The sequence below is a fragment of the Achromobacter sp. MUI-25009338 genome, assembly GCF_057359325.1.
The window spans coordinates 3371951-3395265 of sequence record NZ_CM170627.1 but is presented as its reverse complement, the minus strand read 5'-3'; the positions used below and the strand labels follow the sequence as shown (position 1 = coordinate 3395265).

Genomic DNA, 23315 nt, shown 5'->3' with positions numbered 1-23315 from the left:
TTAGCGGACGATGCGCACCGAAGCCGCGCTGCGCACGGATACGCCGTGGAACACGGCCTCGATGTTATTGCCGTCCGGGTCCAGCACGAAGGCCGCGTAATAGCCCGGATGGTAGCCGCGCTCGCCGGGCGCGCCGTTGTCCCGCCCGCCGTGGGCCAGGGCGGCGCGATAAAAGGCGTCCACCATGGCCCGGTCCCGGGCCTGGAACGCCAGGTGATGGCGCCCGGTCAACGGCCCCTGCACCTCCTCGCTGTCGGCCGTCGAAACGTACAGCTCGTCTGCCCAGAAATTGCGCTCGTCGGAGCCCCCCAACGGAATCTGCAAGGCCTCGAACACGGCGAAATAAAAAGCCTTGCTGGCGGGCAGGTCCCGCACCACCATCCCGATGTGGTCGATCAGGCGGCCGCGATGCAGTTCTCTTGTGGTCATGAAATGTCCCTTCGGGTGGATTGAGAACGAAGCAAAATTACTCTAACTTGCCTGAGTGTGCCCTGACATCCATTGCATCCCGGAGGAGGGGCTCGCGCGCCCGGAGACCGCTCTTGCGTGAATCTCAATTGAGATACAAAATAGAGTCGATGCTTTCCCGGAGAAACCACGATGGCCGCCCAGACTTCCATGTTGCACGTGCGCGTAGACGACAAACTCAAAGCCGATGCGGCGCAGAAGCTAGCCCAGTTCGGCTTGTCCGTATCGGATGCCGTGCGCATCCTGTTGACCCGTGTGGTGAAAGAAGGTGGTTTGCCGGCCGGCTTGACGCTCGATTCGGAAGCGCACGATGCGTGGTTTACCGCCAAGGTTCGTGAGGCGCTGGCAAGCACTCAGGCAGATGTCCCGCACCGGCAAGTAATGGACGAAGCGCAGGCGCTGATCGATCGGAAGCGCCGTGCCAAGGCTTGAGTGGACGGCATTGGCTCGCGCCGATCTGCTGGCGATCGTCGACTACATCTCCGACGACAATCCGGACGCGGCCCAACGTCTGAAAGACGATATAGAAGCCAAAGCTGCGAAATTGCCCGAGTATCCTCAGCTGTACCGCTTTGGCAAGTTGCCGGGGACGCGGGAAATGGTCGTGTCGGCAAACTATATTGTCGGCGGGACTAGCGCTGATCTGCGTCGTTCAAGCGCGACTGCGCTCGCGCACAACTTCAGCGAATCTTGCAATGCCCGTTAATCCCCGAGTCCAACGCTTTTCCCTCAACACCGCCGGCCGCGATTTCGCCGTGGGCGACGTCCATGGCCATTTCAGCCGGCTCGAATCCGCACTTGCCGCCATCGGGTTCGCGCCCGAGCGCGACCGGTTGTTCGCAGTCGGAGATCTGGTGGACCGCGGGCCGGAATCCGCCAAGGTGCTGGCCTGGCTGGAACGCCCTTGGTTTCACGCCATCTGCGGCAATCATGAGCTGATGACCTGGCGGCGGGCGGTGAAGCATCCGCTGCCCGACGTCGATCATCTCGCGCATGGCGGCGCCTGGCTGGACGCCTGCGATCGCGACACGCAGGCGCGCATCGCGACTTGCCTGCAGGCCTTGCCGCTGGCCATCGAAGTCGAAACGCCGGACGGCCTGGTCGGCCTGGTCCATGCGGATTTTCCGTATGACGACTGGCAAGCCATACACGAAGACCGTTTCAGTCCGGAAGACGAAGAGGACTGCCTGTGGTCCATCGAGCGCTACCGCATGCGGTACGCCCAGCCCGTGCGCAACATACGGGCGGTGGTTCACGGGCACATGACGCTGCGCAAGCCGGCGCAGCTCGGCAACGTGCATTACATCGATACAGGCGGCTGGCGGGCAGAAGGGAAGTTCACGCTGCTGGATCTGCATACGCTCAAGGCTTGAGCGGGCTGGGACTCGGCGCGCTGCGGCGTTTACGGTTGGCCTGGGCTGTGAGGTTCGTTCCACGGATTGATGACGGCAAGACCGGCGGTCTCGAACGGCGCGACATCGCGCATGGCCACGATCAGGCTGCACGCCATCGCCGACGCGGCGATGCGGCCATCCGACACGCCGATAGTCTTGCCGGCCTTGCGTGCACGCACCATAAGTTCGGCATAGGCGCGCGATGCGTCCAGATCGAACGGGACGATGCGGCCGGCGAAAAGCGGCAGCAGCGCGTGTTCCAGGCGCTCTAGAAATATTGTTCGCCGTTTGCTATCCGGCATGACGCGGAGGCCGAACCGCAGTTCAGCGACCGTGATGGCAGAAAGATGGAGCGTTTCGATCGCCTGGGCGTCCATCCAGGCCAACACCTGCGCAGCGGGGCTGGCCTTCCACAATTCCGAAATCACGTTGGTATCGAGAACAATCATTCAAAGCGCAGCGGGTCGGCGGGCGTCTTGTCGCGGACGCGATTGATGGCCTCCGCCTCGACATCGTTCAAGCCGCCGGCTTCGCGCGCGATTGACGCCAACAGAGAACCGAGCTTTACGCGTCCTTCGGGCCGGGCCGCTTGCTCCAGAATGCTACGAACCTCGGCCTCGGTGCTGCGGCCATGCGTGGTCGCGCGAGCACGGAGGGCGCGGTGCACCTCTTCGGGGATGTTGCGGAGCGCAGGCGCTGATCGATCGGAGGCGCCGTGCCAGGGCCTCAGTGGACCGCATAGGCTCGCGCCGATCTGCTGGCCTGATTCGGTTACTGGGACGGATGGGCGCCGATGGTGACGCCGTTGCACAGCTCATTAACCAACTTGCTAAAATAAACCTACTAGGTTAGGATTGGTCTATGGAGAAAGGAGCCCCACATTGCAAGCTGCCGGTCGTTAAAGCTCTGGTGGCTGCTGGCAAGGTTCGCACCACGTATTCGGCAGTGAGCGGTGCGGCGCAAATGGGGTTTGGAATCCCAGAAATGCTGGACGTGGTGATGGCACTCACGTCAGCGGACTTCTACAAGAGCATGACCACCCATGCCGATTACAAAGTATGGCAGGACGTCTACCGGCCGAGCACGCAGGCGGGCGACGTGTACCTGAAGCTGACGGTCATTGATGACGTGCTGATCGTGTCCTTCAAGGAGCTATGACTATGAAATGTCCTGCTTGCGGCGCGGCAGAACTGATCCACGACACCCGCGACCTACCCTATACCTACAAGGGTGAAACCACCGTTATTTCAGCGATCACGGGCGACTTTTGCCCGGTATGCGGCGAGGCGATTTTGGGAATGGACGAATCGGCACGCACCAGCGAATTGATGTTGCAATTCAATAAGCAGGTGAATGCTTCCATCGTTGATCCCAACTTCATTGCTCGTGTGCGCAAGAAATTGCACCTTGACCAGCGTGAGGCTGCTGAAATCTTTGGCGGTGGCGTTAATGCCTTCTCACGCTATGAGAACGGTAAGACCAAACCGCCGCTGGCTTTGGTCAAGTTGCTCAAGCTGCTGGATCAGCACCCTGATCTGCTTAACGAAGTTAGAGCGGCTTGATCTTTTATGTGATCATGTTGCCGGCCTGCTGTCTGGATATACAATTTTTTGTATATCTAAGAAAGGAGTCTGGCGGTTCGTCTCCCCGCCAGCATCGTTGAGGCGTTGGAGTTGCGCGAGGGAGACGATATCGAAATCGAGATCGCCGTGGACGCGCCCCGGACCTTCGGGATCCGCAAGAAGCCCGGCGCCGAAGCGCTGCTCGAGCGGCTGCGCGCCTTTCGCGGCAAGTTGCCCGCCGACTTCAGGTTCGACCGAAATGAAGCCAACGAGCGCGGCTAAGGGCAGGGACTTTCTGGACAGCAATGTCGTGCTGTGCTTGCTGTCGGCCGATACCGCCAAAGCCGATCGGGCGGAAGGCCTGCTTCTTCGGCGGCCATCGGAGCCGGATGCCAGACGCTTTATACCGAAGACATGAACCACGGCCAGGTCTACGAAAGCCGCCTTTCCTTGCGAAACCCGTTTGCATAGCGCGCAGGCGCCAAGGCCCGACAGCGCAAACAAAAAAGCCTTGGACCACTTAGCGTGTGTCCAAGGCTTTTCGTCTGGAATTTGGTGGAGCGGAGGAGGATCGAACTCCCGACCTTCGCATTGCGAACGCGACGCTCTCCCAGCTGAGCTACCGCCCCAAAAGCAAGACCGCAACTATACATAAAGCCAAGCCCGCATGCAAGCGGGATGGCGATATCAAGTTCAGACGAATTCCAAAGTGGCCACGACCGGGGCGTGGTCGGAGGGTTGTTCGTTGCGGCGCGGTTCCTTGTCGATGGTGCAGGCGACGCAGCGCTTGACCAGCGGGGCCGATAGCAGGACGTGGTCGATCCGCAGGCCGGCGTTGCGGCGGAAGGCGAATTGGCGGTAGTCCCACCAGCTGAAGGATTTCTCGGGTTGCTCGAACAGGCGGAAGGAATCGCTCAGGCCCAGGTCGAGCAGGGCGCGGAAGGCGGCGCGCTCGGGTTCCGAGACCAGCACCTGGCCTTCCCATTTCTCGGGGTTGTGCACGTCCTCGTCGGCGGGCGCCACGTTGTAGTCGCCCAGCACCGCCAGCCTGGGGTATTGCTTGATTTCCTCGGCCAACCATTTGCGCATGGCCTCGAACCATTCCAGCTTGTAGGCGTATTTGTCCGAGCCCACGGACTGGCCGTTGGGGCAGTAGGCGCAGACCACCCGCACGTCGCCTTCGGGGCCGGGAAAGGTCAGCGCCAGCACGCGCTGCTGCGGGTCTTCGTAGCCGGGGATGTTGCGCTCCATGGAGGTGCCGGGCACGCGCGAAATAATGGCCACGCCGTTGTAGGTCTTCTGCCCGGCCCAGACGGCGTGATAGCCGGCTTCAGTGAAGGCGGCTTCGGGAAACTTGTCGTCCGTGAGCTTGAGTTCCTGGATGCACAGCACGTCGACCGGATTGGCGGCGAGCCAGTCGAGCACCTGCTGCAGGCGCACGTTCAGGGAGTTCACGTTCCAGGTGGCTAATTTCATTTTTCGCGTAGACCGTTTGTTGTTGCGGCGCTTTGGCCATCGGCGGGAATTGCGGCTCCCGGATCACGTCGGATGATACCGTGCCGGCTTGCGCGGGGTGGTGCGGTCCCGATATGTGAGCAGGTATGTCGCCCCCTCCGCCCGCTGTCATGGGCGGCAAAAATGCAATGAACATACAAAATGTTCAAATTTTTGCGCATTCCTAATACTTAAAGATTCAATCAATGGCTACGCTGCTAGGGTTCCCTGAACGGAGAGCGGCATGAAATGCCTTGATTTGGAAACGGTTTCTCCCGGTGTTCCGATAGTCGGCTGGCTGCTGGATGGGCCGCGGCCCGAGTTCACCGACGTGATCAGCATCGCGCGGCGATGGATGGTCGACGGTCAACGCGTCACGGAGGTGGTGCGGGCGGAGAATGATCCACAGGGGGCCATGGCTGCTTCGGGGACTTCCATCATGCGCGCCTGCGGCATCGCGGGCCGGAGCTGAGAGGCGGAGGAGTCGGCTATGACTACAGGTGTGATCAGGCTCAACGGCTATCGCCTCGAATACGAACTGCGGCCGCTGGCGGCGCGCCAGGGGTTCGAGGCCTGGGTGCGGACCGCGCCGCATCATCAATGGACGCGCATCGGCGTGGGCGATTCGGCCTTCATTAGCGAGGACGCCGCGCTCAAGGGCATCCGCTACGCCGCCGGCGAGATCAGCGCCCGCCGGCTGCAGGCATAGCGTCCACAAGCCGGTTTCACGCGGCCGGTTCCGTTTTATCCCTTCACCAGGCCGCCGTCGACGATCAGGTTCTGGCCGGTGACGGCGCGCGACCACGGGCTGGCGAAGAACAGCACCGCGTCGGCGAACTGCGCCGGCGTGGTGACTTCGCGCAGCGGCGTGCCGGCGGCGATCATGTCGAACACCGCGTCCGGCGTGGCGGCCGAGGCGTCGGTGGTGCGCAGCAGGCCGCCCGAAACCATGTTGACCGTGATGCCGTCGGCGCCCAGTTCGTGCGACAGGGTGCGGGTGAAGGCCAGCAGCGCCGCCTTGGCGGCGGTGTAGTCGTGATAGGGCACGACCGGATTCTGGACCAGGTTGGTGCCGACGTTGATGATGCGTCCGCCGCCGGCGGCGCGCATGGCGGGCAGGACGGCCTGGGTGGTGTTGAGCGCGGCGCGCACGCTGCCTTCGAGCTGCGCGTTCATGCGGCTCCAGTCCAGCGTGTCGGCATGCGGGCGCAGGTCGCCGTCGAACTGGAAGGCGGGCAGGGCGTTGTTGACCACGGTGCTGACGGGCATGCCGAAATGTTCGCTGGCCTGGGCGACCAGGGCGGCGACGGCGGCCGGGTCGCGCACGTCGGCCTGCAGCGCCAGCGCGCGGTGGGGGACTGCGGCGGCCAGGGCCTGGGCCCGGTCGGCGCTGTTCAGGTAGTTGATGACGACCCTGGCGCCTTCGCGCAGGAAGGCCTGGGCGATGACGGCTCCCAGGCCGCGGCTGGCGCCGGTGACGATGACGAGTTGCTGGTCGAGGTTCAGGGGCGTGCGTTGCGATGACATGGGTGAGGCTTCCTGCTCAGTGTTCCGGGCCGCTGTTGAGCATGCGGCTGCGGGCTTTTTCGATATGGGCGCGCATGACGTTGCGCGCGCCTTCGGCGTCCTGTTCCTGGATCAGCCGGTAGATGTGGCGGTGTTCGTCGATGGCGGCGCGGGTGCGTTTCCAGGGCTCGCTGTGGACCAGGTGGCGCATGACGTTGACCGCGTGGCTGACGTCGTATTCCAGCGATTTCAGCACCTGCACGAAGCGCTGGTTGCCGGTGGCCGCGGCGATGGCGCGGTGGAATCCGTAGTCGTGGTGGTGGGCGATGGCGCCGGAGGCGTCGGCTTCTTCGTAGCCGGTCAGCATGCGGTCCATTTCGCCCAGGTCGTCGGAAGTGCGGCGCAGCGCGGCCAGGTAGGCGCATTCGGGCTCGATCACCATGCGCAGCTCCAGGCCTTCGAGGATGTGGCCGACCCGGCGGGCCGGGTCGACCGCGGGCATGCCGCCCATCAGGTCGGGCTTGGCGCGCACGTAGGAGCCCGAGCCCCGGATGGAGTCCACCAGCTGGTCTTCGCGCAGCCGGTCCAGGGCCTGGCGCACCACGGGGCGCGAGACCTCGAAGAGGGCGGCCAGTTCCAGTTCGGTGGGCAGTTTGCTGCCGGGCGCGATCTTGCCGGTGGCGATTGCGTAGAACAGGCTTTCGTAGACGCGCTCGGCGAAGCGTTCGGCGCGCACGTAGCCCAGGCCGGACGCCACTTCGGCCAGCACGTCCAGTTCGGGACGGGGGCGGTTGGCGGCTTCCAGCAGCGAGGCCAGCTGCGGGTCGCGCACGTTGCTTATCGGCACGCCGCGGGTGCGCCCCGGATCGGGTTTGTCAGTGGCCATAACAAGTTTGAGGCGGTGCTAAGCCGTTGGAATGTTAGGGATAACCCGAGATGACGGAAAAATATCCTGACTCTTGGGACAAAGGCTGTCAATTCAATTGACAAGTTTTTGGCGGCTCTCATAATGGGATCTGATCGCTCACCATTTCACAACCGGCCGTCCGGCCGCTACTTTACTCCGCACATCGTGACTCAGAAGAACTTTATCGCCAACCAATGGGTGGCGGCCGCTACCGGCGAAACCATAGATGTCCTGAACCCGTCCGATGGCAAGCCGTTCGAGGCGATTGCGCGCTCGGGCCAAGCCGACGTGGACCGCGCCGTGAAGGTGGCGCGCGAGGCTTACGAAGGCGAGTGGGGCCAGATGGCGCCCGCCGCGCGCAGCCGCCTGCTCATGCGCATCGCGTTCGCGCTGCTGGATCGCCAGGAAGAACTGGCGCAGCTGGAATCGGCCGACACCGGCAAGCCCATCAAGCAGGCGCGCGCCGACGCCGCCGCGGTGGCCCGGTACTTCGAGTTCTATGCCGGCGCGGTCGACAAGCTGCACGGCGAGACCATTCCCTACAACCCGGGCTTCACCGTGCTGACGGTGCGCGAACCGCACGGCGTCACCGGCCACATCGTGCCCTGGAACTACCCGCTGCAGATCTTCGGCCGCAGCGTGGGCGCGGCGCTGGCCGCCGGCAACGCCTGCGTGGTCAAGCCGGCCGAAGACGCCTGCCTGTCGCTGCTGAAGCTGGCGGAGATCGCCGCCGAGGCGGGCCTGCCCGCCGGCTCGCTGAACATCGTCACGGGTTACGGCCACGAGGCCGGCGCGGCGCTGTCGGCGCATCCGGGCATCGACCATATTTCCTTCACCGGCTCGCCGCAGACCGGCAAGATGGTGGCGCACGCCGCCGCCGAGAACCACGTGCCGGTCACGCTGGAACTGGGCGGCAAGTCGCCCCAGATCGTGTTCGACGACGCCGACCTGGACGCCGCGCTGCCGGTGCTGCTGGGCGCCATCATCCAGAACGCGGGCCAGACCTGCTCGGCCGGCAGCCGCGTGCTGATCCAGCGCGGCGTGTACGAAACCGTGCTCAAGCGCCTGTCCGAGGCCTTTGCGGCCACGGTCACCGGCCCGGCCGCGGCCGACCTCGACGTGGGCCCGCTGATCAACGCCCGCCAGCAGGATCGCGTGCGCGGCTTCGTGAGCGAGGCCGAAGCCGCCGGCATGAAGGTCGCCGCGCGCGGCAAGCTCAAGGAAGGCACGCCCGAGGCGGGCTTCTACCAGCCGCCGGTGCTGTTCCGCGACGTGCCGTCCGACAGCCGCCTGGCGCAGGAGGAAGTGTTCGGCCCGGTGCTGGCGGCCATGCCGTTCGACACCGAGGAAGAGGCGCTGGCCATCGCCAACGGTACGCTCTACGGCCTGGTGGCCGGCGTCTGGACCCGCGACGGCGGCCGCCAGCTGCGCCTGGCCCGCAAGCTGCGCGCCGGCCAGGTGTTCATCAACAATTACGGCGCCGGCGGCGGCGTGGAGCTGCCGTTCGGCGGTTCGCGCCAGTCCGGCTACGGCCGCGAAAAGGGCTTCGAGGCCCTGTATGGCTTCACCACGCTGAAGACCATCGCCATCAAGCACTGAGCCTGTAATCCGCAGGGCCGCCGCGGCGGTCCCTGGCAAAATATCGGTTAACGTTGATGTTTTGCCAGGGGCCGCCGCGCCCGCTTCAGGATTCACATGTTCACAGGAATAGTCCAAGGCACCGCGAAGATCGCCGAGATCTCCGACCGCGAGGGCCTGCGCACGTTTACGCTCGATTTTCCGCCCGGGTTCTGCGTGGACCTGGCGGTGGGCGCCAGCGTTTCGACCGACGGCGTCTGCCTGACGGTCACCGAGCTGCTGGGCGAGAACCGGGCCCGCTTCGACGTCATGCAGCAAAGCCTGGCCATCACCACGCTGGGCGGCCTGCGCACGGGCGACCGCGCCAACGTCGAGCGCGCGGCCAAGGACGGCGCCGAGATCGGCGGCCATCCGCTGTCGGGCCACGTGGACTTCACCTCCGAGGTGCTGATGGTGCAGTCCTCGGACACCAACCGCCTGATGCGCTTCAGCATCCCCGCCGATTTCCGCAAGTATGTTTTCGCCAAGGGCTATATCGCCATCAACGGCGCCAGCCTGACGGTATCCGAGGTCAATCGCGCCGAAGGCTGGTTCGAGGTCTGGCTGATTCCCGAAACCCGCCGCATGACGGTGTTCGAGGACAAGCAGGCCGGCGACTTCGTCAATATCGAGATCGAGCGCAGCACCCAGGTGGTGGTCGACACGGTGCGCGAAACCGTGCAGGAAAGCCTGGGCAAGCTGCAGCCGCTGCTGGAAGCCATCCTGAAGGAAAAAGGCCTGACGCTGGAGGATTTCGTCAGCCCGCAGGCCCGGCTGAAGTAGCCCGGGCCGCTTCAGCCGCCCAGCGGATACGAGACCAGGTCGGTCAGCACGCTGTTCTCCAGCGCCGCCACGGTCAGCCGTTCGACCGAGCCGCGGATTTCCAGGTCGCCCTGGTTCAGCTCGTCGCACAGGGATTTCATCAGGGCGCGGTTGCTCGATGAAGCGACCGCGATGTGCGGCACATAGGGAAGGTCCAGCCGCAGCGTAGGCGCCAGCAGTTGGCGGTACAGGGCGTCATGCAGGCGCGACAGCTGGCTGTAGCCTTCGTCGGGAACCAGGTAGGCATAGGCCTGCGCCGCGTCGCCGGCCAGCATGGCGTAGCGGCACGCGAAGGCGATGGGTCGCGCCGCGCGGGCGGTTTCTTCCACGTGCTTCAGGTAGGCATGTTCGTCGATGCCGGCGCTGCCGAACGCCATCGTGAAGTGCGCCTTGGCCAGCCGGTGCTGGCCGTCGTGCTGTTGGCGGAACGCTTCGATGAATTCGGCGTCCGGCCCGGACAGGCGGGGATAGGCGAGCGTGAGGATCTTCTTCATGCCGCCAGTCTGCCATCGCCGGGCGCGTACGCCAATCCGGCGGGCGCCGGCCTTCAGTACGAGAAGGCGGGGCCCAGCGGCCGGATGCGCATGCCCGGCTGCAACCGGGTCCAGGGCAGGTCGGCGGGATCGGCCTGCATGGGGCCGGGGGCCTTGGCCACCAGCACCTCGTGCGCGATGGGCTGGAAGTCGGCGCGGAAGTGCACCGAACTCTTGACCACCAGGATGCCCATTTCCTCGGGCTGCACGCCGCCGACGCGGAACAGGTTGCGGTCCAGCATCTGCGATTTGGTGGCGCTGACCACCACGCGCACGCCGCCGATGCGCAGGCCGGCTACGCCTTCCAGGTCCACGTCCATGCCGTTCATCATCGGGCCGTCGAAGCGCAGCTTGCCGGCCGACAAGGTCTCGACCGTGAATTCCCCTTCGAATGCGGTGTCGCCGGCCACGCCGGACTGTCCGCCCAGCTTCAGCCGGACCCGGTTGCCCAGCCCGGCCTCGGTGGCCAGGCGCACGGCCTCGGGGTCGTAGAACAGGCCCAGCGCGGCGTTCTGCGCGTCGGCCTCGACCAGCGCGCGCAGCATGCCGGTGGTGTTGGCGTCGCCGCCCGCGCCGGGATTGTCCTGCGTATCGGCGATGACCACCGGACGCGAGGCGCCGGCCGCCAGCGCCTGCGCGCGGCGCACGGCCTCGGCCGGCTCCAGGAAGTCGGGCGACCATTCGGGCTCCAGCTCCAGCACGCGCCGGTAGAGCATTTCGGTCACGCGCTCGACCGCGGCGGGGTCGGTGCCGTAGGCCCACACCACCGGGCCGCATTCCGGGAAGTCCGCGGCCGGAAAGCCCGGCGCGAACGAGATCGAGGCCACGCCCGGCGTCTGTTCCAGCTGCGCCAGCAGGTCGTAGACGCCGCGGGACGGCTCCAGCAGCGTGCACATGCCGTTGATCGGGATCAGGAAGGGCAGGCGGCGCTCGCTGCGGCACCAGGCGGGGCCGGCGGTGTTGCGGGCCTGCAGCAGCCGCGCCGCGTGCGCGCCGGTGTCGGCCATGTCCACGTGCGGATAGGTACGGAACGCGGCCAGGCCGTCGGCGGCCTGCAGCATCTGCGCGGTGACGTTGGCATGCAGGTCCAGGCTGGCGATCACCGGCACGTCCGGCCCGACGATGGCGCGCATGCGGGCCAGCAGCTCGCCTTCGCCGTCGTCCAGGTGCTGCGCGACCATGGCGCCGTGCAGGTCCAGGTAGACCGCGTCGTAGCCGCCGGCGCGCGCCGCGTCCAGGATCTCGCCGGCGATGCGCTCGTAGGCGTCGCGGGTCACGTGGGCCGAGGGGCTGGCGCCCGCCCAGATCACGGTCTGCACGGTATGGCCCTGGGCCAGGACCGCGTTGATGAAGCCGCCGGCGGGGATATTGACCTCGCGCAGGGCCAGCATGTCCTCGCCGCGCACCATGGCGGGGAAGCCTTCGCCGCGGACGAAGTTCTCGTACCCGGCCAGCGACGGCGCGAAGGTGTTGGTCTCGTGCTGAAAACCGGCAACCAGTATGTGCATGATGGGTTTCCTGTGGGTTGGAGCTCAGGCGCCTGCGGGCGCGGGACGGGGCGGGCGGTTCACCAGCAGCAGCAGGGCGCCGGCCACCAGCAGGGCGGAGATGACGTAGAGGCCGCCCGCCAGCGAGCCGGTGACCTGCTTGGACCAGCCGATGATCGAGGGGCTGAGGAAGCCGCCCAGGAGGCCGATGCTGTTGATGAGGGCGATGCCGCCGGCGGCCGCCTGGCCCTTCAGGTACTGCGACGGGATGGCCCAGAATACCGTGTATGCGGCCCACATGAAGCCGGTGGCCAGCGTGATCGCGGTCAGGGAAAGCGCGAATTGCGTCGGCGCGGCGGTGGCCACGCACAGCGACAGCCCGGCCATCAGGGCGGGCGCAAGGGTGTGCCAGCGCCGTTCCTGCATGCGGTCCGAGCTGCGCGCGAACCACAGCATGAACACGGCCGCGGCCACGTACGGAATGGCCGAGTACAGGCCGATCTCCATTGTGTCCTGCACGCCCGCCAGCTTCAGCAGGGTGGGCAGCCAGAAACTCACGGCGTAGATGCCGCAGATCAGGCAGAAGTAGGTCAGCGCCATGCCGTAGATGGCGGGGTCGCGCAGCACCTGCGAGAAGGCGTGCTTCTGCTGCGCGCCGCGCGTGTCCAGGTCGGCGGCGAGCAGGGCCTTTTCCTCGGCGCTGAGCCAGCGGGCCTCGGCCGGCCGGTCGTCCAGGAAATAGAAAGCCACCGCCCCGAGCGCCACACAGGGCAGGCCTTCGAGCAGGAACATCCATTGCCATCCGTCCAGGCCGTGCGCGCCCGAGAAGGCGGTCATGATCCAGGCCGACACCGGCCCGCCCACGATGCCGCCGATGGGGCCGGCCAGCATGACCACCGCCATGACGCCGGCCATGCGCGACTGCGAGTACCAGTAGGTCAGGTAGAAGATCATGCCGGGCGCGAAGCCGGCTTCGAACACGCCCAGCATGAAGCGCAGGACGTAGAAGCTCCATTCACCCTGCACGAACAGCATCGAGGCCGAGGTCAGCCCCCACAGCACCATGATGCGGCTGATGGTGCGGCGCGCGCCGATGCGCGTGAGCAGCAGGTTGCTGGGCACCTCGAACAGTACGTAGCCCAGGAAGAAGATGCCCGCGCCCAGGCCGTAGACCGCGTCGGAAATGCCCACGTCCTGCTGCATCTGCAGCTTGGCGAAGCCGATGTTGATGCGGTCCAGGTAGGCGAACACGTAGCACAGCAGCAGAAAGGGCAGCAGGCGCCAGGTGATCTTGCGGTACAGCGGGGCCAGGCGCGGGTCCGCGCCCGGCGTGGTCGGATTTTGCATTGCATGTCTCCTCGCGCGGGTCTGCGCCCGCGATGGATGGGGATGGCGCCGGAACACCGGCGCCGCCATTATTGGAAGATCACGCGTTGCAGACAATAACCGGAAAGATGAATTATCGTTGCCTGTTGGGCAACACAAGCCCGGTCATTGCGGCGCATCGCCAGCGCCGGGGAACAAGGGGATATGCAGGAAATCAACCAGGTCCGCCTGAAGTACTTCCACGAGGTCGTGGCCTGCGGTTCGATACGCGGAGCGGCCGACAAGCTGGACACGGCCGCTTCCGTCATCAGCCGCCAGATCCAGCTGCTGGAAAAGGAGCTGGGCGTGCAGCTTTTCGAGCGGCGCCCGCGCGGGCTGGCGCCCACCGAGGCCGCCGACATGCTGCTGGAGTACTACCGCGGCTGCCGCGCGCAGCAGGAACACCTGAACGCGCGCCTGCAGGAATGGCGCGGCATGCAGAGCGGCAGCGTGCAGCTGATGATCAGCGAGGGTTTCATCGACAGCCTGATGGAGCACGTGGTCGGCCCGTTCTGCATCGAGCATCCGCGCATCAAGCTCAGCGTGGACGTGGGCTCGGTCAACGAGGTGGTCGAGGCGGTGGCCAGCGACGCCGCGCATATCGGCCTGGCCTACAACCCGCCGGTGGACCCGCGGCTGCGCTGCCGCGCCAGCCGCAAGCACCCGGTGTGCCTGGTCGCCGGGCGCGGCCACGCGCTGGCCGCGCGGCGGGCGCCGCTCACCATCAACGACATCCTGCCGTATCCGTTCGCGCTGATGGCTTCGCCCTACGGGCTGCGCCAGGCGGTGGACCTGCTGGAGTTCACCGAGCGCGTGCACCTGACGCCCAGCCTGACCACCAATTCGCTGCGCGTGCTCAAGCAGTACGCCATGACCGGCGCGGGCGTGACGCTGATGCCCAATCTCGGCGTGCACCATGAACTGGCCAGCGGCGAGCTGGTCGCCATTCCCATCGAGCATCCGATCCTGAGCGCGCCCGAATGCCAGGCGCTGCTGCGCCTGGGACGCCCGCTGTCGTCGGCCGCCAACGAGGTCATGCGGCGCATCGCGCTGCGGCTGCCGGCCTTCGCGCTGCCGTGACGGCAGGGCGCGCGGCATACAATGGATCGACTTGCGGAGGTAAACATGTCGGTCACATCCGATATCCGAATTCGCCCCCTGGAGCGCGGCGATCTGCACTTTGTGCACAAAATCAACAATAACGACGTCATCATGCGTTACTGGTTCGAAGAGCCCTACGAGGCCTACGACGAACTCGTCGCACTGTACGACCGCCACCTGCACGCGCAGAACGAGCGGCGATTCATCATCGAGCACGACACCGGCCAGCCGGCCGGCCTGGTCGAACTGGTGGAAATCGACTACATCCACCGGCGCGCGGAATTCCAGATCATCATCGCGCCCTCGTACCAGGGCCGGGGCTACGCCAAGGCCGCGACCCGCATCGCGGTGGGCTATGCCTTCCGCGTGCTGAACCTGCACAAGGTCTATCTGGTGGTCGACAAGGACAACCGCGCCGCCGTCCATATCTACGAGCGCTGCGGCTTCACCATCGAAGGCCTGCTGAAGGAAGAGTTCTTCTCCAACGGCTCCTATCGGGACGCCTATCGCATGGCGTTGTTGCAGAAAGACCATCTGCGCGAGAACGGACCGGGTGCGCCGGACGCGCCTGTGTTGCGCGACTGGCCGCAGGAAGAGCAGGCGGGTTAGCGTTGTTGCGAAGTGATGGGTTTCGCGCGCTCGATATTCGGGTTCTTGTTCAAAGCATCTCGCGCTGCACCCATCCTACGTTTGCCGATCGCATCGCCCCACCGCCTCCCTACCCCGCTCCGACAGGCGCCGCCCGCAACAGCCGCAGCCCGTTGAACACCACCAGCAGGCTGGCGCCCACGTCGGCGAACACCGCCATCCACAGCGTGGCGTTGCCGGTCATGGCCAGCGCCAGGAATACCGCCTTGATGCCCAGCGCCAGCACGATGTTCTGCACCAGCACGCTGTGCGTGGCGCGCGACAGGCGCAGGAAGGTGCCGATCTTGCGCAGGTCGTCGTCCATCAGCGCCACGTCGGCGGTCTCGATGGCGGTGCCGGTGCCGGCCGCGCCCATGGCGAAGCCGATATCGGCGCGGGCCAGGGCGGGGGCGTCGTTGATGCCGTCGCCCACCATGCCGACGCGACCGCCGGCGGCCAGCTTGCTTTCGATGGCGCTCAGCTTGTCCTCGGGCAGCTGGTCGCCGCGCGCCTCGTCGATGCCGACCTGGCGCGCGATGGCCTGGGCCGTGTGGGTGTTGTCGCCGGTCAGCATCAGCGTGCGCACGCCCAGGGCATGCAGGTCGGCGACGGCCGCGGCGCTGGTGGGCTTGACGGTGTCGGCCACGGCGGCCAGCGCCAGCACGCGGCTGCCGTCGGTCAGCGCGATCACGCTCTTGCCCTGGCGTTCCAGCTCGCCCATGCGGGTTTCCAGCGCGTCGCTGGAAACGCCGGCTTCGCGCATCAGGCGCAGGTTGCCCAGCTGGTAGGTCACGCCGTCGACCACGCCGGACACGCCGCGCCCGGCCAGCGCCGTGAAGCCGTCGACGTCGAGCAGGGTCTTGCCGGCCTCGCGCGCCGCGTTGGCCACGGCCAGCGAGACCGGGTGGTCCGACCGCGCGGCCAGGCTGGCGGCGACCAGCGCGGCGGGCTGGCGGCCGGCGCCGGCGGGTTCCCAGTCCAGCAGGTCGGTCTGCACCGGCTTGCCGTGGGTCAGGGTGCCGGTCTTGTCCAGCGCCAGCCATTTGAGGTTGCGGCCTTCTTCGAGATAGACGCCGCCCTTGACCAGGATGCCGCGCCGCGACGCCGCGGTCAGGCCGCTGACGATGCTGACCGGCGTGGAGATGACCAGCGCGCAGGGGCAGGCGATGATGAGCAGCGCCAGCGCGCGGTAGATCGCGTCGAACCAGGGCTGGCTCCACAGCAGGGGCGGCACCACGGCCACCAGCAGCGCCACCACCACCACGGTGGGCGTGTAGATGCGCGAGAAGCGGTCGATGAAGCGCTGGGTGGGCGCGCGGGCGCTCTGGGCCTGTTCCACCGCGTGGATGATGCGCGCCAGCGTGGTGTTGCCGGCCGCCGCCGTGACGCGGTATTCGAACGAGCCCGAGGCGTTGACGGTGGCCGCGTAGACCGGGTCGTCCTGCGCTTTTTCCACGGGCAGGCTTTCGCCGGTGATGGGCGACTGGTCCACCGCCGAGCTGCCGCTGACGATGATGCCGTCGGCGGCGATGCGCTCGCCCGGCCGGACCCGCACGATGTCGCCCGGTTGCAGGCCGGCGGCGGGCATCACGGCCCAGCTGCCGTCGGCCTGGCGCACCGTCGCCGTTTCCGGCGCCAGATCCAGCAGTCCGCGGATGGCGTTGCGCGCCCGGTCCAGCGAGCGGGCTTCGATCAGTTCGGCCACGTTGAACAGGAACATCACCATGGCCGCCTCGGGCCACTGGCCGATGAGCACGGCGCCGGTCACGGCCAGGCTCATCAGCGCGTTGATGTTGAGGTTGCCGTTGCGCACGGCGATCCAGCCCTTGCGGTAGGTGCCGATGCCGCAGGCGATGATGGCGGCCACGGCCAGGCCGGCGGTGACGGCCAGCGGCCAGCTGGCGAAATGCGAAATCTCGGACATCGCCGCCAGCAGGCCGGCGCCGCCGATCTGCCACCAGTTGACCGGCTTGGCCGCGGGCGCGGCTTGCTGCGGCGCGTCCGCGGCCAGCGGCTCGGGGGTCATGTCCAGCGAACGGATGGCGGCCATGATGCGGTCCAGCGCGCCTTCGGCGTGCACCACCGTCAGGACGCGCTGCATCAGGTTGAAATCCAGCGCGTGCACGCCGTCCATGCCGCCCAGCTTCTTGCGGATCAGCGTTTCCTCGGTGGGGCAGTCCATCTGCCCGATGCGCAGGCGCGCCAGCGCCTGGCCGGGGCCGGCGACGAGCGTGGCCGCGCCGCCGCCAGACAGCGTGAAGGGCTGCGCCGCGTGGTCGTGGCCGCAGCAGGCGCCGGCGGCATGGTCGTGCCCGGCGTGGTCATGCCCCGGATGATCGTGGCCCGGGTGATCGTGACCGCAGTGGTCATGTCCGGCGTGATCGTGGTGCGAGTGATCGTGTCCGGCATGGTCATGGCCCGCATGGTCGTGCGCGTGGCCATGTGCATGTTCGTGTTGCTTGACCATAGGTAAAGACATCGCCTTCTGCCTTGAAATATGCTTGGTGACGCTATTGCACACCTTGGAGTTACTATAGGGTCAACCCCTCATTACGAAACGGACATGATCCAGGAGGCAACCATGCGCATAGGCGAACTGGCCACGGCCACCGGCACCACGGTCGAAACCATCAGGTACTACGAGCGCGAAGGGCTGTTGCCGGCCCCGGAACGGGGCCTGAACAACTACCGCAGCTACGGCCAGGCCCATCTGGAACGGCTGCGACTGATCCGCAACTGCCGGGCGCTGGACATGACGCAGGACGAGATCCGCGCCATCCTGTCGCTGGCGGACAATCACCAGACTGGCTGCGGCCCCATTAATGAGCTGTTCGACGAGCACATCGCCCACGTGGACGCGCGCATCGCCGAGCTCACCCAGCTCAAGTCCCAGCTGGCCGAACTGCGCCAGCGCTGCCTGTCGGCCCGGCCCGACGCGGAGGACTGCGGCATCCTGCACGGTCTCAGCGAAATGCAGGTCGAAGAGCGCCAGGAACGGCATACGCACCTGGGCTGAAATCCGGGCCGAACCCTCCCGCCATACCCTTGCCGCGCGGCGGGGGATCGGCGCGCGCGCCGCGCCCATCGCGTACTATGAGAATATGTTTCTTTCCTATTTGCGCAGGAACCCATGACCCTTACCCAGACCGCCACGCCGCTGCACGCCCTGACCTCCCGCCGTTCCTTCAAGTTTCTGCGCGCCCCGGCGCCCAAACCCGAGGAACTCGAACAGATCCTGCAGGCCGCCATGTCGGCGCCCGACCACGGCGCGCTGCGTCCGTGGCGCTTCGTGGTGATCCGCGGCGAGGCCATCGGCAAGCTGGCCGACCTGGCGCTCGACGCCGTCAAGCGCAGCGGCGATCCCCGCATGACGCCCGAAAAGGAAAAGTCGGTGCGCGAATGGATGGCCGGCGTGCCGCTGTTCGTTGCCGTGGCGCAGAAGATCGCGCACGACAACACCAAGATTCCCGAGCAGGAGCAGCTGCTGGCCACCGGCGCGGCCACCATGAACATGCTGAACGCCGTGCACATGCTGGGCTACGCCGCGTTCTGGAGCACCGGCATCGGCACTTACGTGGAAGACGTGCAGAACGCGCTGGGCCTGGACGCGCTGGATTACCGTTTCCTGGGTTTCCTGGCCATCGGCACGCCGGCTTGCGCGGTGCCGCCGGCCAACCGCCCGGATTTCCGCGAGTTCGTCACGGAATGGAACGGCCCGGCCTGATCGGCCAGCCCGCCACGAACCGGCCCGCTGGGCCGGTTTTTTCATGCCCGCGGGCAAGCCTCAGGCCTGGGCCTCGGCCTCGGGCGCGCGGCCCAGCTCGGGGGCGTTGACCACCAGCATCCGGCTGAGCAGGCGCGCCAGCACCTCGCGCTCCTGCGGCGAGAACATGGCCAGCAGTTCCTGTTCGGCGCGCGCGTGCGCAGGCATGGCCTTGTCGGCCAGGTGCCTGCCCTTGGTGGTCAGCGTGACCAGCACGCCGCGGCGGTCGGCCTTGTCCACCTCGCGGCGCACCAGGCCCTGGCCTTCCAGCCGCTTGAGAATATTGGACAGCCCGCCCGAACTGCACAGCAGCCGCGCCTGCAATTGCGAGGGCGCCAGACAGTAGGGCGCGCCGTCCACCCGCAAGGTGGTCAGCACGGCGTACTCGATGTACTTCAGGCCGTAAGGCTCCTGCGACGCGTTGATGGCGCGCAGCACCACTTCTTCCAGCCGGATCAGCCGGCCCACGACTTCCTTGCCCGAGCTGTCGATGTCCGGCCGTTCGCGCCGCCATTGGGCAATGCCGCGGCCGATGAGGTCGTCGTCGGGGTCGAGATGGGAATAGGGCGCGGCGGTGTCGGCCGCGGTCTGCGTAGGGGTGTCGCGATGCTTCATGGATGCGTCCGGGATCGCCGGGTCTGTCCTGTCTGGAGAAGCATTTAACGCATTCCCGCCAGCCTTTGCAAGCAGCGTGAAAACCCTCATTGATGATATCTTTTCAAAAAGATAAATTCCTCGTAAGCACCAAATACCGAGGGCTACGCTTGGCAATTTTGTCACGACGAGGGCCCCGGCCATCTTCCCGCGAGGAGGTTTCATGGACGTCAGGATTTCCAAGGCGCTTGCATGCGCCGCCGTGGTGGGCATGTTCGCTTGGGCAGGGCAGACGCACGCGGCCGATCTGGTGGTGGGGCTTTTCGGCGGTTCGTTCCTGGACGCCTCGCGCGAATGCCAGATCAAGGCCTTCGAGAAGAAAACCGGCGCCCGGGTACGCACCAAGCTGGGCAGCTCGGCGCAGTTCGCCGCCGCGGTCCGCGCCACCGGCGGCAAGTCGGACTTCGACGTGGTGTACCTGGACAATTCGCTGGCCACCCAGCTCAGGAACGAGAAGCTGCTCGAACCCATCGACCGCGCCCGCCTCGCCAACGCCAAGTCGGTCGCGCCGTCCGCCTTCGACGGCGAATCCCCTTACTACGTGAGCTTCATGACGGGCTCGACCGTCATCGTCTACGACACCACCCAGGTCAAGACGCCGCCCAAATCCTGGAACGACCTGGCCGATCCGGCCTATGAAGGCAAGCTCGCGATAGGCGACATCAGCGGCACGGCCGGCTCGCAGTTCCTGCTGGCGCTGAACCGGATGCGCGGCGGCACGCTGGACAATCTGGACCCCGGTTTCGCGGCCATCGCGCCGCTGGCGCGGGCCTCGGCGCTGCTCTATACCCAGGCCGACCAGATCGTGTCGCTCTTCGAGCGAAAGGAAATCGCGGTGGCGGTCTGGTATTCGGACCGCGCCGGTTCCGCCATAGACAGCGGCCTGCCGTTGGCCGTGGTCTATCCCGAGGAGGGCGCGGTGGGCATCCTGCCGTCGGTGGCGATTCCCAAGGGCAGCAAGCAGACTGAACTGGCCACGCAGTACATCGACGCGCTGCTGTCCAAAGAGGTGCAGACCTGCTTTGCCGAGAAAAAGTACGCGGGGCCGGTCAACACCGAGGTGCGGTTGTCGGAGAAGGCCTCGCGCATCGTCGCGGTGGGCAAGCATTTCGACGAGCTGTGGCTGCCCGATCCGGCGGCGGTGGCGCGCGGCATGCCGGCCTGGGTCGGCCGCTGGCAGCGCGAGGTCGCGCGCTGAAGCGCCGCAACACGGGGTCCAATCATGCCTGCATTGACACTGGAGCGCCTGGAAAAGCGCTATGAGGGCCACACGGCCGCCGCCGGCATATCGCTGTCGGTCAAGGACGGCGAGTTCGTCTCCCTGCTGGGCCCGTCGGGCTGCGGCAAGACCACCGTGCTGCGCATGGTGGCGGGCCTGATCGCGCCGACCAGCGGCCGCATCCTGGTCGACGACCGCGACATCACGCGGCTGCCGCCCAACCGGCGCCAGGTGGGGCTGGTGTTCCAGTCGTACGCGCTGTTTCCGCACATGACCGTGTTCGAGAACGTGGCCTTCGGCCTGCGCCGCCAGGGCATCGACGGAGCCGGCCTGCGCGCCCGCGTCGAACAGGCCCTGGCCAGCGTGCGCCTGTCGGGCCTGGGCGAGCGCATGCCGCGGCAGCTCTCGGGCGGCCAGCAGCAGCGCGTGGCGGTGGCGCGCTCGATTGCGCCGCGTCCCAGCATCCTGCTGTTCGACGAGCCGCTGTCCAACCTGGACGCCGTGCTGCGCGACGAGATGCAGATCGAGCTCAAGCGCCTGCAGCGCGAAGTCGGCATCACGACGCTGTTCGTCACGCACGACCAGACCGAGGCCATGAGCATGTCCGACCGGGTCTGTGTGCTGGCCGGCGGCGTGGTGCAGCAGTTCGACACCCCCGAGGCCATTTACCACCGGCCCGCCACCGGCTTCGTGGCCGGCTTCATCGGCCGGCCCAACCGGTTGCAGGGCCGCCTGGCGATGGACGGCGGCGGCCCGCAGGCCGAGCTGCCCGGCGGGCACCGCCTGCCGGTGGAACGCGCCGAGGGCCTGGCGGCCGGCGATGCGCTGGACGTGGTGCTGCGCCAGGAGGACATTTCCATACAGCCCTTGAAAAACGCCGCCGGCGCCGGCCTGCCGGGCACCATCGCGCTGCGCTCGTTCGTGGGGGCGCGGGTCCAGTACGTGGTGGCGCTGCGCGGCGGCGGCGAAATCATCGCCGACACGCCGACCAACGGCCCGCAGTCCGGCCTGGAGGCCGGCGTGGAGGTATGGCTGGGCGTGCGGCCGCAGCACGTGTACGCCACGCGCCGCGCCGGCGCGGAGGCCGCGGCATGAACCTGTCCGGCCGCCTGGAGGGCGGATACCCGCAAGCGCGGCGCGAAGGCGCGGCGATCAGCCGGCGTTCGGCGGGTGCGCTGCTCGCGTCGCCCCTGCTGCTGGTGCTGCTGCTGGCCTTCGTCGGGCCCGCGCTGTTCATGCTGCCGCTCAGCCTGCGCGAATACGTCCCGGGTTCGGGCATCGGCGAGGGCTACACGCTGGGCAACTACACCCGGCTGGTCACCGACCCGTTCTACCGCGAAGTCATCCTGCGCAGCCTGGGGCTGGGCCTGGGCGTGACGGCGCTGTGCCTGCTGCTGGGCTATCCGCTGGCCTGGGTCATCGCGCATGCGCGGCCGCGCCTGAAGCTGGCGCTGACCCTGCTGGTCATCTTTCCCATGCTGCTGAACCTGGTGGTGCGCTCGTTCGGCTGGATCGCGCTGCTGTCGAACCGTGGCCTGCTGAACAACGCGCTGATCGACCTGGGGCTGATCGAGCGTCCGCTCAAGCTGATGTTCAACCTGACCGGCGTGCTGGTGGGCATGACCCATATCTTCCTGCCCTTCATGGTGCTGATGCTGGTGCCCGTGATCCAGGCCGTGCCGCGCGACCTGCGCGACGCGGCCTACACCCTGCAGGCCGGCCGGCTGCGCACCTTCGTGTCGGTGACGCTGCCGCTGACGGCGCACGGCATCCTGGCCGGCTCCATCATGGTGTTCGTGCTGACCATCAGCGCCCTGGTCACGCCCCGCATGCTGGGCGGGCCGACCTACAAGGTCATGGCCACCATGATCTACGACGATTTCCTGCTGACGCTGGACTGGCCGTCCGGCGCGGCGATGGCGTTCACGCTGACGGCGCTGACGCTGGCGGTGATAGCCGTGTCCAGCCGGATGCTCAAGCGCTGGGGAGGCGAATCATGAACGAACGCCGCGCCAGCGGGCCGGTGCTGACCGGCGTCGCCTTCCTGGTCGTGCTGTTTTTGCAGGTGCCGGTGCTGGTGGTGGTGCTGGCCGCCTTCAGCGACACGGCCTACCTGACCCTGCCGCCGAAAGGGCTGACCTTGAAATGGTTCGATGCCGCCCTGAGCGATCCCGACTACCTGGAGGCGGCCTGGACCAGCCTGTGGCTGGCGGCCGGCTCGACCGCCGCGTCGCTGGCGCTGGGCCTGGCCGGCGCCTGCGCCATCCAGCGCCGCATGGTGCCGGGCGCGGCCTGGCTGAATTCGCTGTTCATGGCCCCGCTGGTGCTTCCGTCGGTGGTGCTGGGCGTGGCGCTGCTGCAGTACTACGCGGCCGTGGGCCTGCGCGGCAGCGGCGTCGGCCTGTGGCTGGCCCACGTGGTCATCACCGCGCCCTACGTGGTGCGCGCCAGCCTCGCCAGCCTGGCGTCGGCCGACGAGGCCCTGGAGGACGCGGCCTGCGTGCTCGGCGCGGGGCGCCTGGAGGCGTTCCGGCTGGTCACGCTGCCGCTGCTCAAGCCGGGCCTGGTGGCCGGCGGCCTGTTCGCCTTCATCACCTCGCTGGACAACGTGCCGGTGTCGGTGTTCCTGCTGTCGGCCAGCCAGAACACGCTGCCGGTCAAGATTTTCACGTCGGTGGAGCAGGGCGTGGACCCGTCGGTGGCGGCGGTCTCCGCGCTGCTCATCCTGGTGACGGGCGTCGCCCTGGTGCTCGCCGAGCGCTGGACGGGTTTTCACAAGCATGTGTAAGGAGCGGC

General features: G+C 67.0%; 29 protein-coding genes and 1 tRNA gene. 18 read left to right on the top strand and 12 right to left on the bottom strand.

All coding sequences use genetic code 11. The features are described from left to right. Positions 1 to 429 carry a VOC family protein gene (locus tag AC1IQ6_RS16085; protein ID WP_111825352.1) on the bottom strand — a complete coding sequence of 143 codons (429 nt, stop codon included), beginning with the start codon at positions 427 to 429 and terminating at the stop codon, positions 1 to 3. A 171-nt stretch (positions 430 to 600) separates the two neighbouring features. On the opposite strand from AC1IQ6_RS16085, the gene AC1IQ6_RS16080 reads away from it, so the two are divergent. From AC1IQ6_RS16080 to AC1IQ6_RS16070, 3 genes are read left to right on the top strand one after another with little or no spacing between them, the layout of a single operon-like run. Beyond that, complete coding sequence (locus AC1IQ6_RS16080) at positions 601 to 900, top strand: type II toxin-antitoxin system RelB/DinJ family antitoxin (protein WP_111825351.1); 300 nt, start codon at positions 601 to 603, stop codon at positions 898 to 900. A gap of 10 nt (positions 901 to 910) precedes the next feature. Further along, complete coding sequence (locus AC1IQ6_RS16075; RefSeq protein WP_485864932.1) at positions 911 to 1174, top strand: type II toxin-antitoxin system RelE/ParE family toxin; 264 nt, start codon at positions 911 to 913, stop codon at positions 1172 to 1174. After that, positions 1164 to 1841, top strand: coding sequence for a metallophosphoesterase (locus AC1IQ6_RS16070; protein ID WP_485864931.1), 678 nt, complete (start codon positions 1164 to 1166; stop codon positions 1839 to 1841). The genes AC1IQ6_RS16075 and AC1IQ6_RS16070 overlap by 11 nt, the downstream gene beginning before the upstream one ends. A gap of 29 nt (positions 1842 to 1870) precedes the next feature. On the opposite strand, the gene AC1IQ6_RS16065 is transcribed toward AC1IQ6_RS16070, so the two are convergent. After that, entirely contained in the window at positions 1871 to 2311 is a 441-nt protein-coding gene (locus tag AC1IQ6_RS16065; RefSeq protein WP_485864930.1) for a PIN domain-containing protein, read from the bottom strand. Beyond that, positions 2308 to 2529, bottom strand: a complete 222-nt coding sequence (locus tag AC1IQ6_RS16060; RefSeq protein WP_485864929.1) for a FitA-like ribbon-helix-helix domain-containing protein — start codon at positions 2527 to 2529, stop codon at positions 2308 to 2310. Before AC1IQ6_RS16060 ends, AC1IQ6_RS16065 begins: the two co-directional genes overlap by 4 nt. A gap of 194 nt (positions 2530 to 2723) precedes the next feature. Here AC1IQ6_RS16060 and AC1IQ6_RS16055 point away from each other — a divergent pair, with 194 nt between their 5' ends. From AC1IQ6_RS16055 to AC1IQ6_RS16045, 3 genes are all read left to right on the top strand, one after another. Next, positions 2724 to 3020, top strand: a complete 297-nt coding sequence (locus AC1IQ6_RS16055) for a type II toxin-antitoxin system MqsR family toxin (RefSeq protein WP_485864928.1) — start codon at positions 2724 to 2726, stop codon at positions 3018 to 3020. Positions 3021 to 3022: 2 nt separating this feature from the next. Next, on the top strand, positions 3023 to 3424 hold the full coding sequence (locus AC1IQ6_RS16050) for a type II toxin-antitoxin system MqsA family antitoxin (RefSeq protein WP_102776094.1): 402 nt from the start codon (positions 3023 to 3025) through the stop codon (positions 3422 to 3424). A 69-nt stretch (positions 3425 to 3493) separates the two neighbouring features. Further along, the gene (locus tag AC1IQ6_RS16045; protein ID WP_111825345.1) at positions 3494 to 3706 is read left to right on the top strand and encodes an AbrB/MazE/SpoVT family DNA-binding domain-containing protein; all 213 of its coding nucleotides are present in this window, start codon (positions 3494 to 3496) and stop codon (positions 3704 to 3706) included. Between the two features lie 271 nt (positions 3707 to 3977). Here AC1IQ6_RS16045 and AC1IQ6_RS16040 read toward each other — a convergent pair. Both AC1IQ6_RS16040 and xth read right to left on the bottom strand, forming a co-directional pair. Continuing rightward, positions 3978 to 4053, bottom strand: a tRNA-Ala gene (locus AC1IQ6_RS16040). 64 nt (positions 4054 to 4117) lie between these two features. After that, positions 4118 to 4900: an exodeoxyribonuclease III gene (xth, locus tag AC1IQ6_RS16035; RefSeq protein ID WP_485864927.1), complete on the bottom strand. Its 783-nt coding sequence runs from the start codon at positions 4898 to 4900 to the stop codon at positions 4118 to 4120. Between the two features lie 262 nt (positions 4901 to 5162). Between xth and AC1IQ6_RS16030 the strand changes: the two genes are divergently transcribed. Together AC1IQ6_RS16030 and AC1IQ6_RS16025 are read left to right on the top strand one after the other, a co-directional pair. Continuing rightward, positions 5163 to 5390: a hypothetical protein gene (locus tag AC1IQ6_RS16030; protein WP_102770809.1), complete on the top strand. Its 228-nt coding sequence runs from the start codon at positions 5163 to 5165 to the stop codon at positions 5388 to 5390. An 18-nt stretch (positions 5391 to 5408) separates the two neighbouring features. Further along, positions 5409 to 5627: a hypothetical protein gene (locus tag AC1IQ6_RS16025; RefSeq protein ID WP_146196854.1), complete on the top strand. Its 219-nt coding sequence runs from the start codon at positions 5409 to 5411 to the stop codon at positions 5625 to 5627. Between the two features lie 35 nt (positions 5628 to 5662). Here the strand turns inward: AC1IQ6_RS16025 and AC1IQ6_RS16020 are convergent, their stop codons facing one another. Further along, positions 5663 to 6445: a 3-oxoacyl-ACP reductase gene (locus AC1IQ6_RS16020; RefSeq protein WP_485864926.1), complete on the bottom strand. Its 783-nt coding sequence runs from the start codon at positions 6443 to 6445 to the stop codon at positions 5663 to 5665. 16 nt (positions 6446 to 6461) lie between these two features. Beyond that, a complete protein-coding gene (locus AC1IQ6_RS16015) occupies positions 6462 to 7265 on the bottom strand; it encodes a FadR/GntR family transcriptional regulator (protein ID WP_102771794.1) in 804 nt (267 codons plus the stop codon). Positions 7266 to 7496: 231 nt separating this feature from the next. On the opposite strand from AC1IQ6_RS16015, the gene AC1IQ6_RS16010 reads away from it, so the two are divergent. After that, positions 7497 to 8930, top strand: coding sequence for an aldehyde dehydrogenase family protein (locus tag AC1IQ6_RS16010; RefSeq protein WP_485864925.1), 1434 nt, complete (start codon positions 7497 to 7499; stop codon positions 8928 to 8930). 96 nt (positions 8931 to 9026) lie between these two features. Further along, positions 9027 to 9731, top strand: coding sequence for a riboflavin synthase subunit alpha (locus tag AC1IQ6_RS16005; protein ID WP_209166261.1), 705 nt, complete (start codon positions 9027 to 9029; stop codon positions 9729 to 9731). 11 nt (positions 9732 to 9742) lie between these two features. On the opposite strand, the gene AC1IQ6_RS16000 is transcribed toward AC1IQ6_RS16005, so the two are convergent. The 3 genes from AC1IQ6_RS16000 to AC1IQ6_RS15990 are packed head-to-tail and all read right to left on the bottom strand — an operon-like array spanning position 9743 to position 13137. Then, the gene (locus AC1IQ6_RS16000; RefSeq protein WP_479729961.1) at positions 9743 to 10264 is read right to left on the bottom strand and encodes a 2'-5' RNA ligase family protein; all 522 of its coding nucleotides are present in this window, start codon (positions 10262 to 10264) and stop codon (positions 9743 to 9745) included. A gap of 53 nt (positions 10265 to 10317) precedes the next feature. Further along, a complete protein-coding gene (locus AC1IQ6_RS15995; protein ID WP_485864924.1) occupies positions 10318 to 11811 on the bottom strand; it encodes a M81 family metallopeptidase in 1494 nt (497 codons plus the stop codon). Positions 11812 to 11835: 24 nt separating this feature from the next. Beyond that, positions 11836 to 13137, bottom strand: coding sequence for an MFS transporter (locus AC1IQ6_RS15990; protein ID WP_485864923.1), 1302 nt, complete (start codon positions 13135 to 13137; stop codon positions 11836 to 11838). A 183-nt stretch (positions 13138 to 13320) separates the two neighbouring features. On the opposite strand from AC1IQ6_RS15990, the gene AC1IQ6_RS15985 reads away from it, so the two are divergent. Both AC1IQ6_RS15985 and speG read left to right on the top strand, forming a co-directional pair. Further along, positions 13321 to 14235, top strand: a complete 915-nt coding sequence (locus AC1IQ6_RS15985) for a LysR family transcriptional regulator (protein ID WP_111825337.1) — start codon at positions 13321 to 13323, stop codon at positions 14233 to 14235. A 45-nt stretch (positions 14236 to 14280) separates the two neighbouring features. Continuing rightward, positions 14281 to 14865 carry a spermidine N1-acetyltransferase gene (speG, locus tag AC1IQ6_RS15980; RefSeq protein WP_102770818.1) on the top strand — a complete coding sequence of 195 codons (585 nt, stop codon included), beginning with the start codon at positions 14281 to 14283 and terminating at the stop codon, positions 14863 to 14865. 109 nt (positions 14866 to 14974) lie between these two features. Here the strand turns inward: speG and AC1IQ6_RS15975 are convergent, their stop codons facing one another. Then, positions 14975 to 17350 (bottom strand): heavy metal translocating P-type ATPase, encoded by a 2376-nt coding sequence (locus AC1IQ6_RS15975; RefSeq protein ID WP_485864922.1) that lies wholly within the window; start codon positions 17348 to 17350, stop codon positions 14975 to 14977. A gap of 114 nt (positions 17351 to 17464) precedes the next feature. On the opposite strand from AC1IQ6_RS15975, the gene cadR reads away from it, so the two are divergent. After that, positions 17465 to 17899 carry a Cd(II)/Pb(II)-responsive transcriptional regulator gene (gene cadR / locus AC1IQ6_RS15970; RefSeq protein ID WP_209166322.1) on the top strand — a complete coding sequence of 145 codons (435 nt, stop codon included), beginning with the start codon at positions 17465 to 17467 and terminating at the stop codon, positions 17897 to 17899. A 114-nt stretch (positions 17900 to 18013) separates the two neighbouring features. After that, on the top strand, positions 18014 to 18607 hold the full coding sequence (locus AC1IQ6_RS15965; protein WP_111825335.1) for a nitroreductase family protein: 594 nt from the start codon (positions 18014 to 18016) through the stop codon (positions 18605 to 18607). 60 nt (positions 18608 to 18667) lie between these two features. Here AC1IQ6_RS15965 and AC1IQ6_RS15960 read toward each other — a convergent pair whose 3' ends face one another. Then, a complete protein-coding gene (locus AC1IQ6_RS15960; protein ID WP_485864921.1) occupies positions 18668 to 19261 on the bottom strand; it encodes a MarR family winged helix-turn-helix transcriptional regulator in 594 nt (197 codons plus the stop codon). A gap of 202 nt (positions 19262 to 19463) precedes the next feature. On the opposite strand from AC1IQ6_RS15960, the gene AC1IQ6_RS15955 reads away from it, so the two are divergent. From AC1IQ6_RS15955 to AC1IQ6_RS15940, 4 genes are read left to right on the top strand one after another with little or no spacing between them, the layout of a single operon-like run. After that, positions 19464 to 20498 (top strand): ABC transporter substrate-binding protein, encoded by a 1035-nt coding sequence (locus AC1IQ6_RS15955; RefSeq protein ID WP_102770822.1) that lies wholly within the window; start codon positions 19464 to 19466, stop codon positions 20496 to 20498. A gap of 24 nt (positions 20499 to 20522) precedes the next feature. Beyond that, entirely contained in the window at positions 20523 to 21614 is a 1092-nt protein-coding gene (locus AC1IQ6_RS15950; protein WP_102770823.1) for an ABC transporter ATP-binding protein, read from the top strand. Next, on the top strand, positions 21611 to 22519 hold the full coding sequence (locus tag AC1IQ6_RS15945; RefSeq protein ID WP_102770824.1) for an ABC transporter permease: 909 nt from the start codon (positions 21611 to 21613) through the stop codon (positions 22517 to 22519). The genes AC1IQ6_RS15950 and AC1IQ6_RS15945 overlap by 4 nt, the downstream gene beginning before the upstream one ends. Beyond that, the gene (locus tag AC1IQ6_RS15940; RefSeq protein WP_102770825.1) at positions 22516 to 23307 is read left to right on the top strand and encodes an ABC transporter permease; all 792 of its coding nucleotides are present in this window, start codon (positions 22516 to 22518) and stop codon (positions 23305 to 23307) included. Before AC1IQ6_RS15945 ends, AC1IQ6_RS15940 begins: the two co-directional genes overlap by 4 nt. Positions 23308 to 23315: the final 8 nt, after the last annotated feature.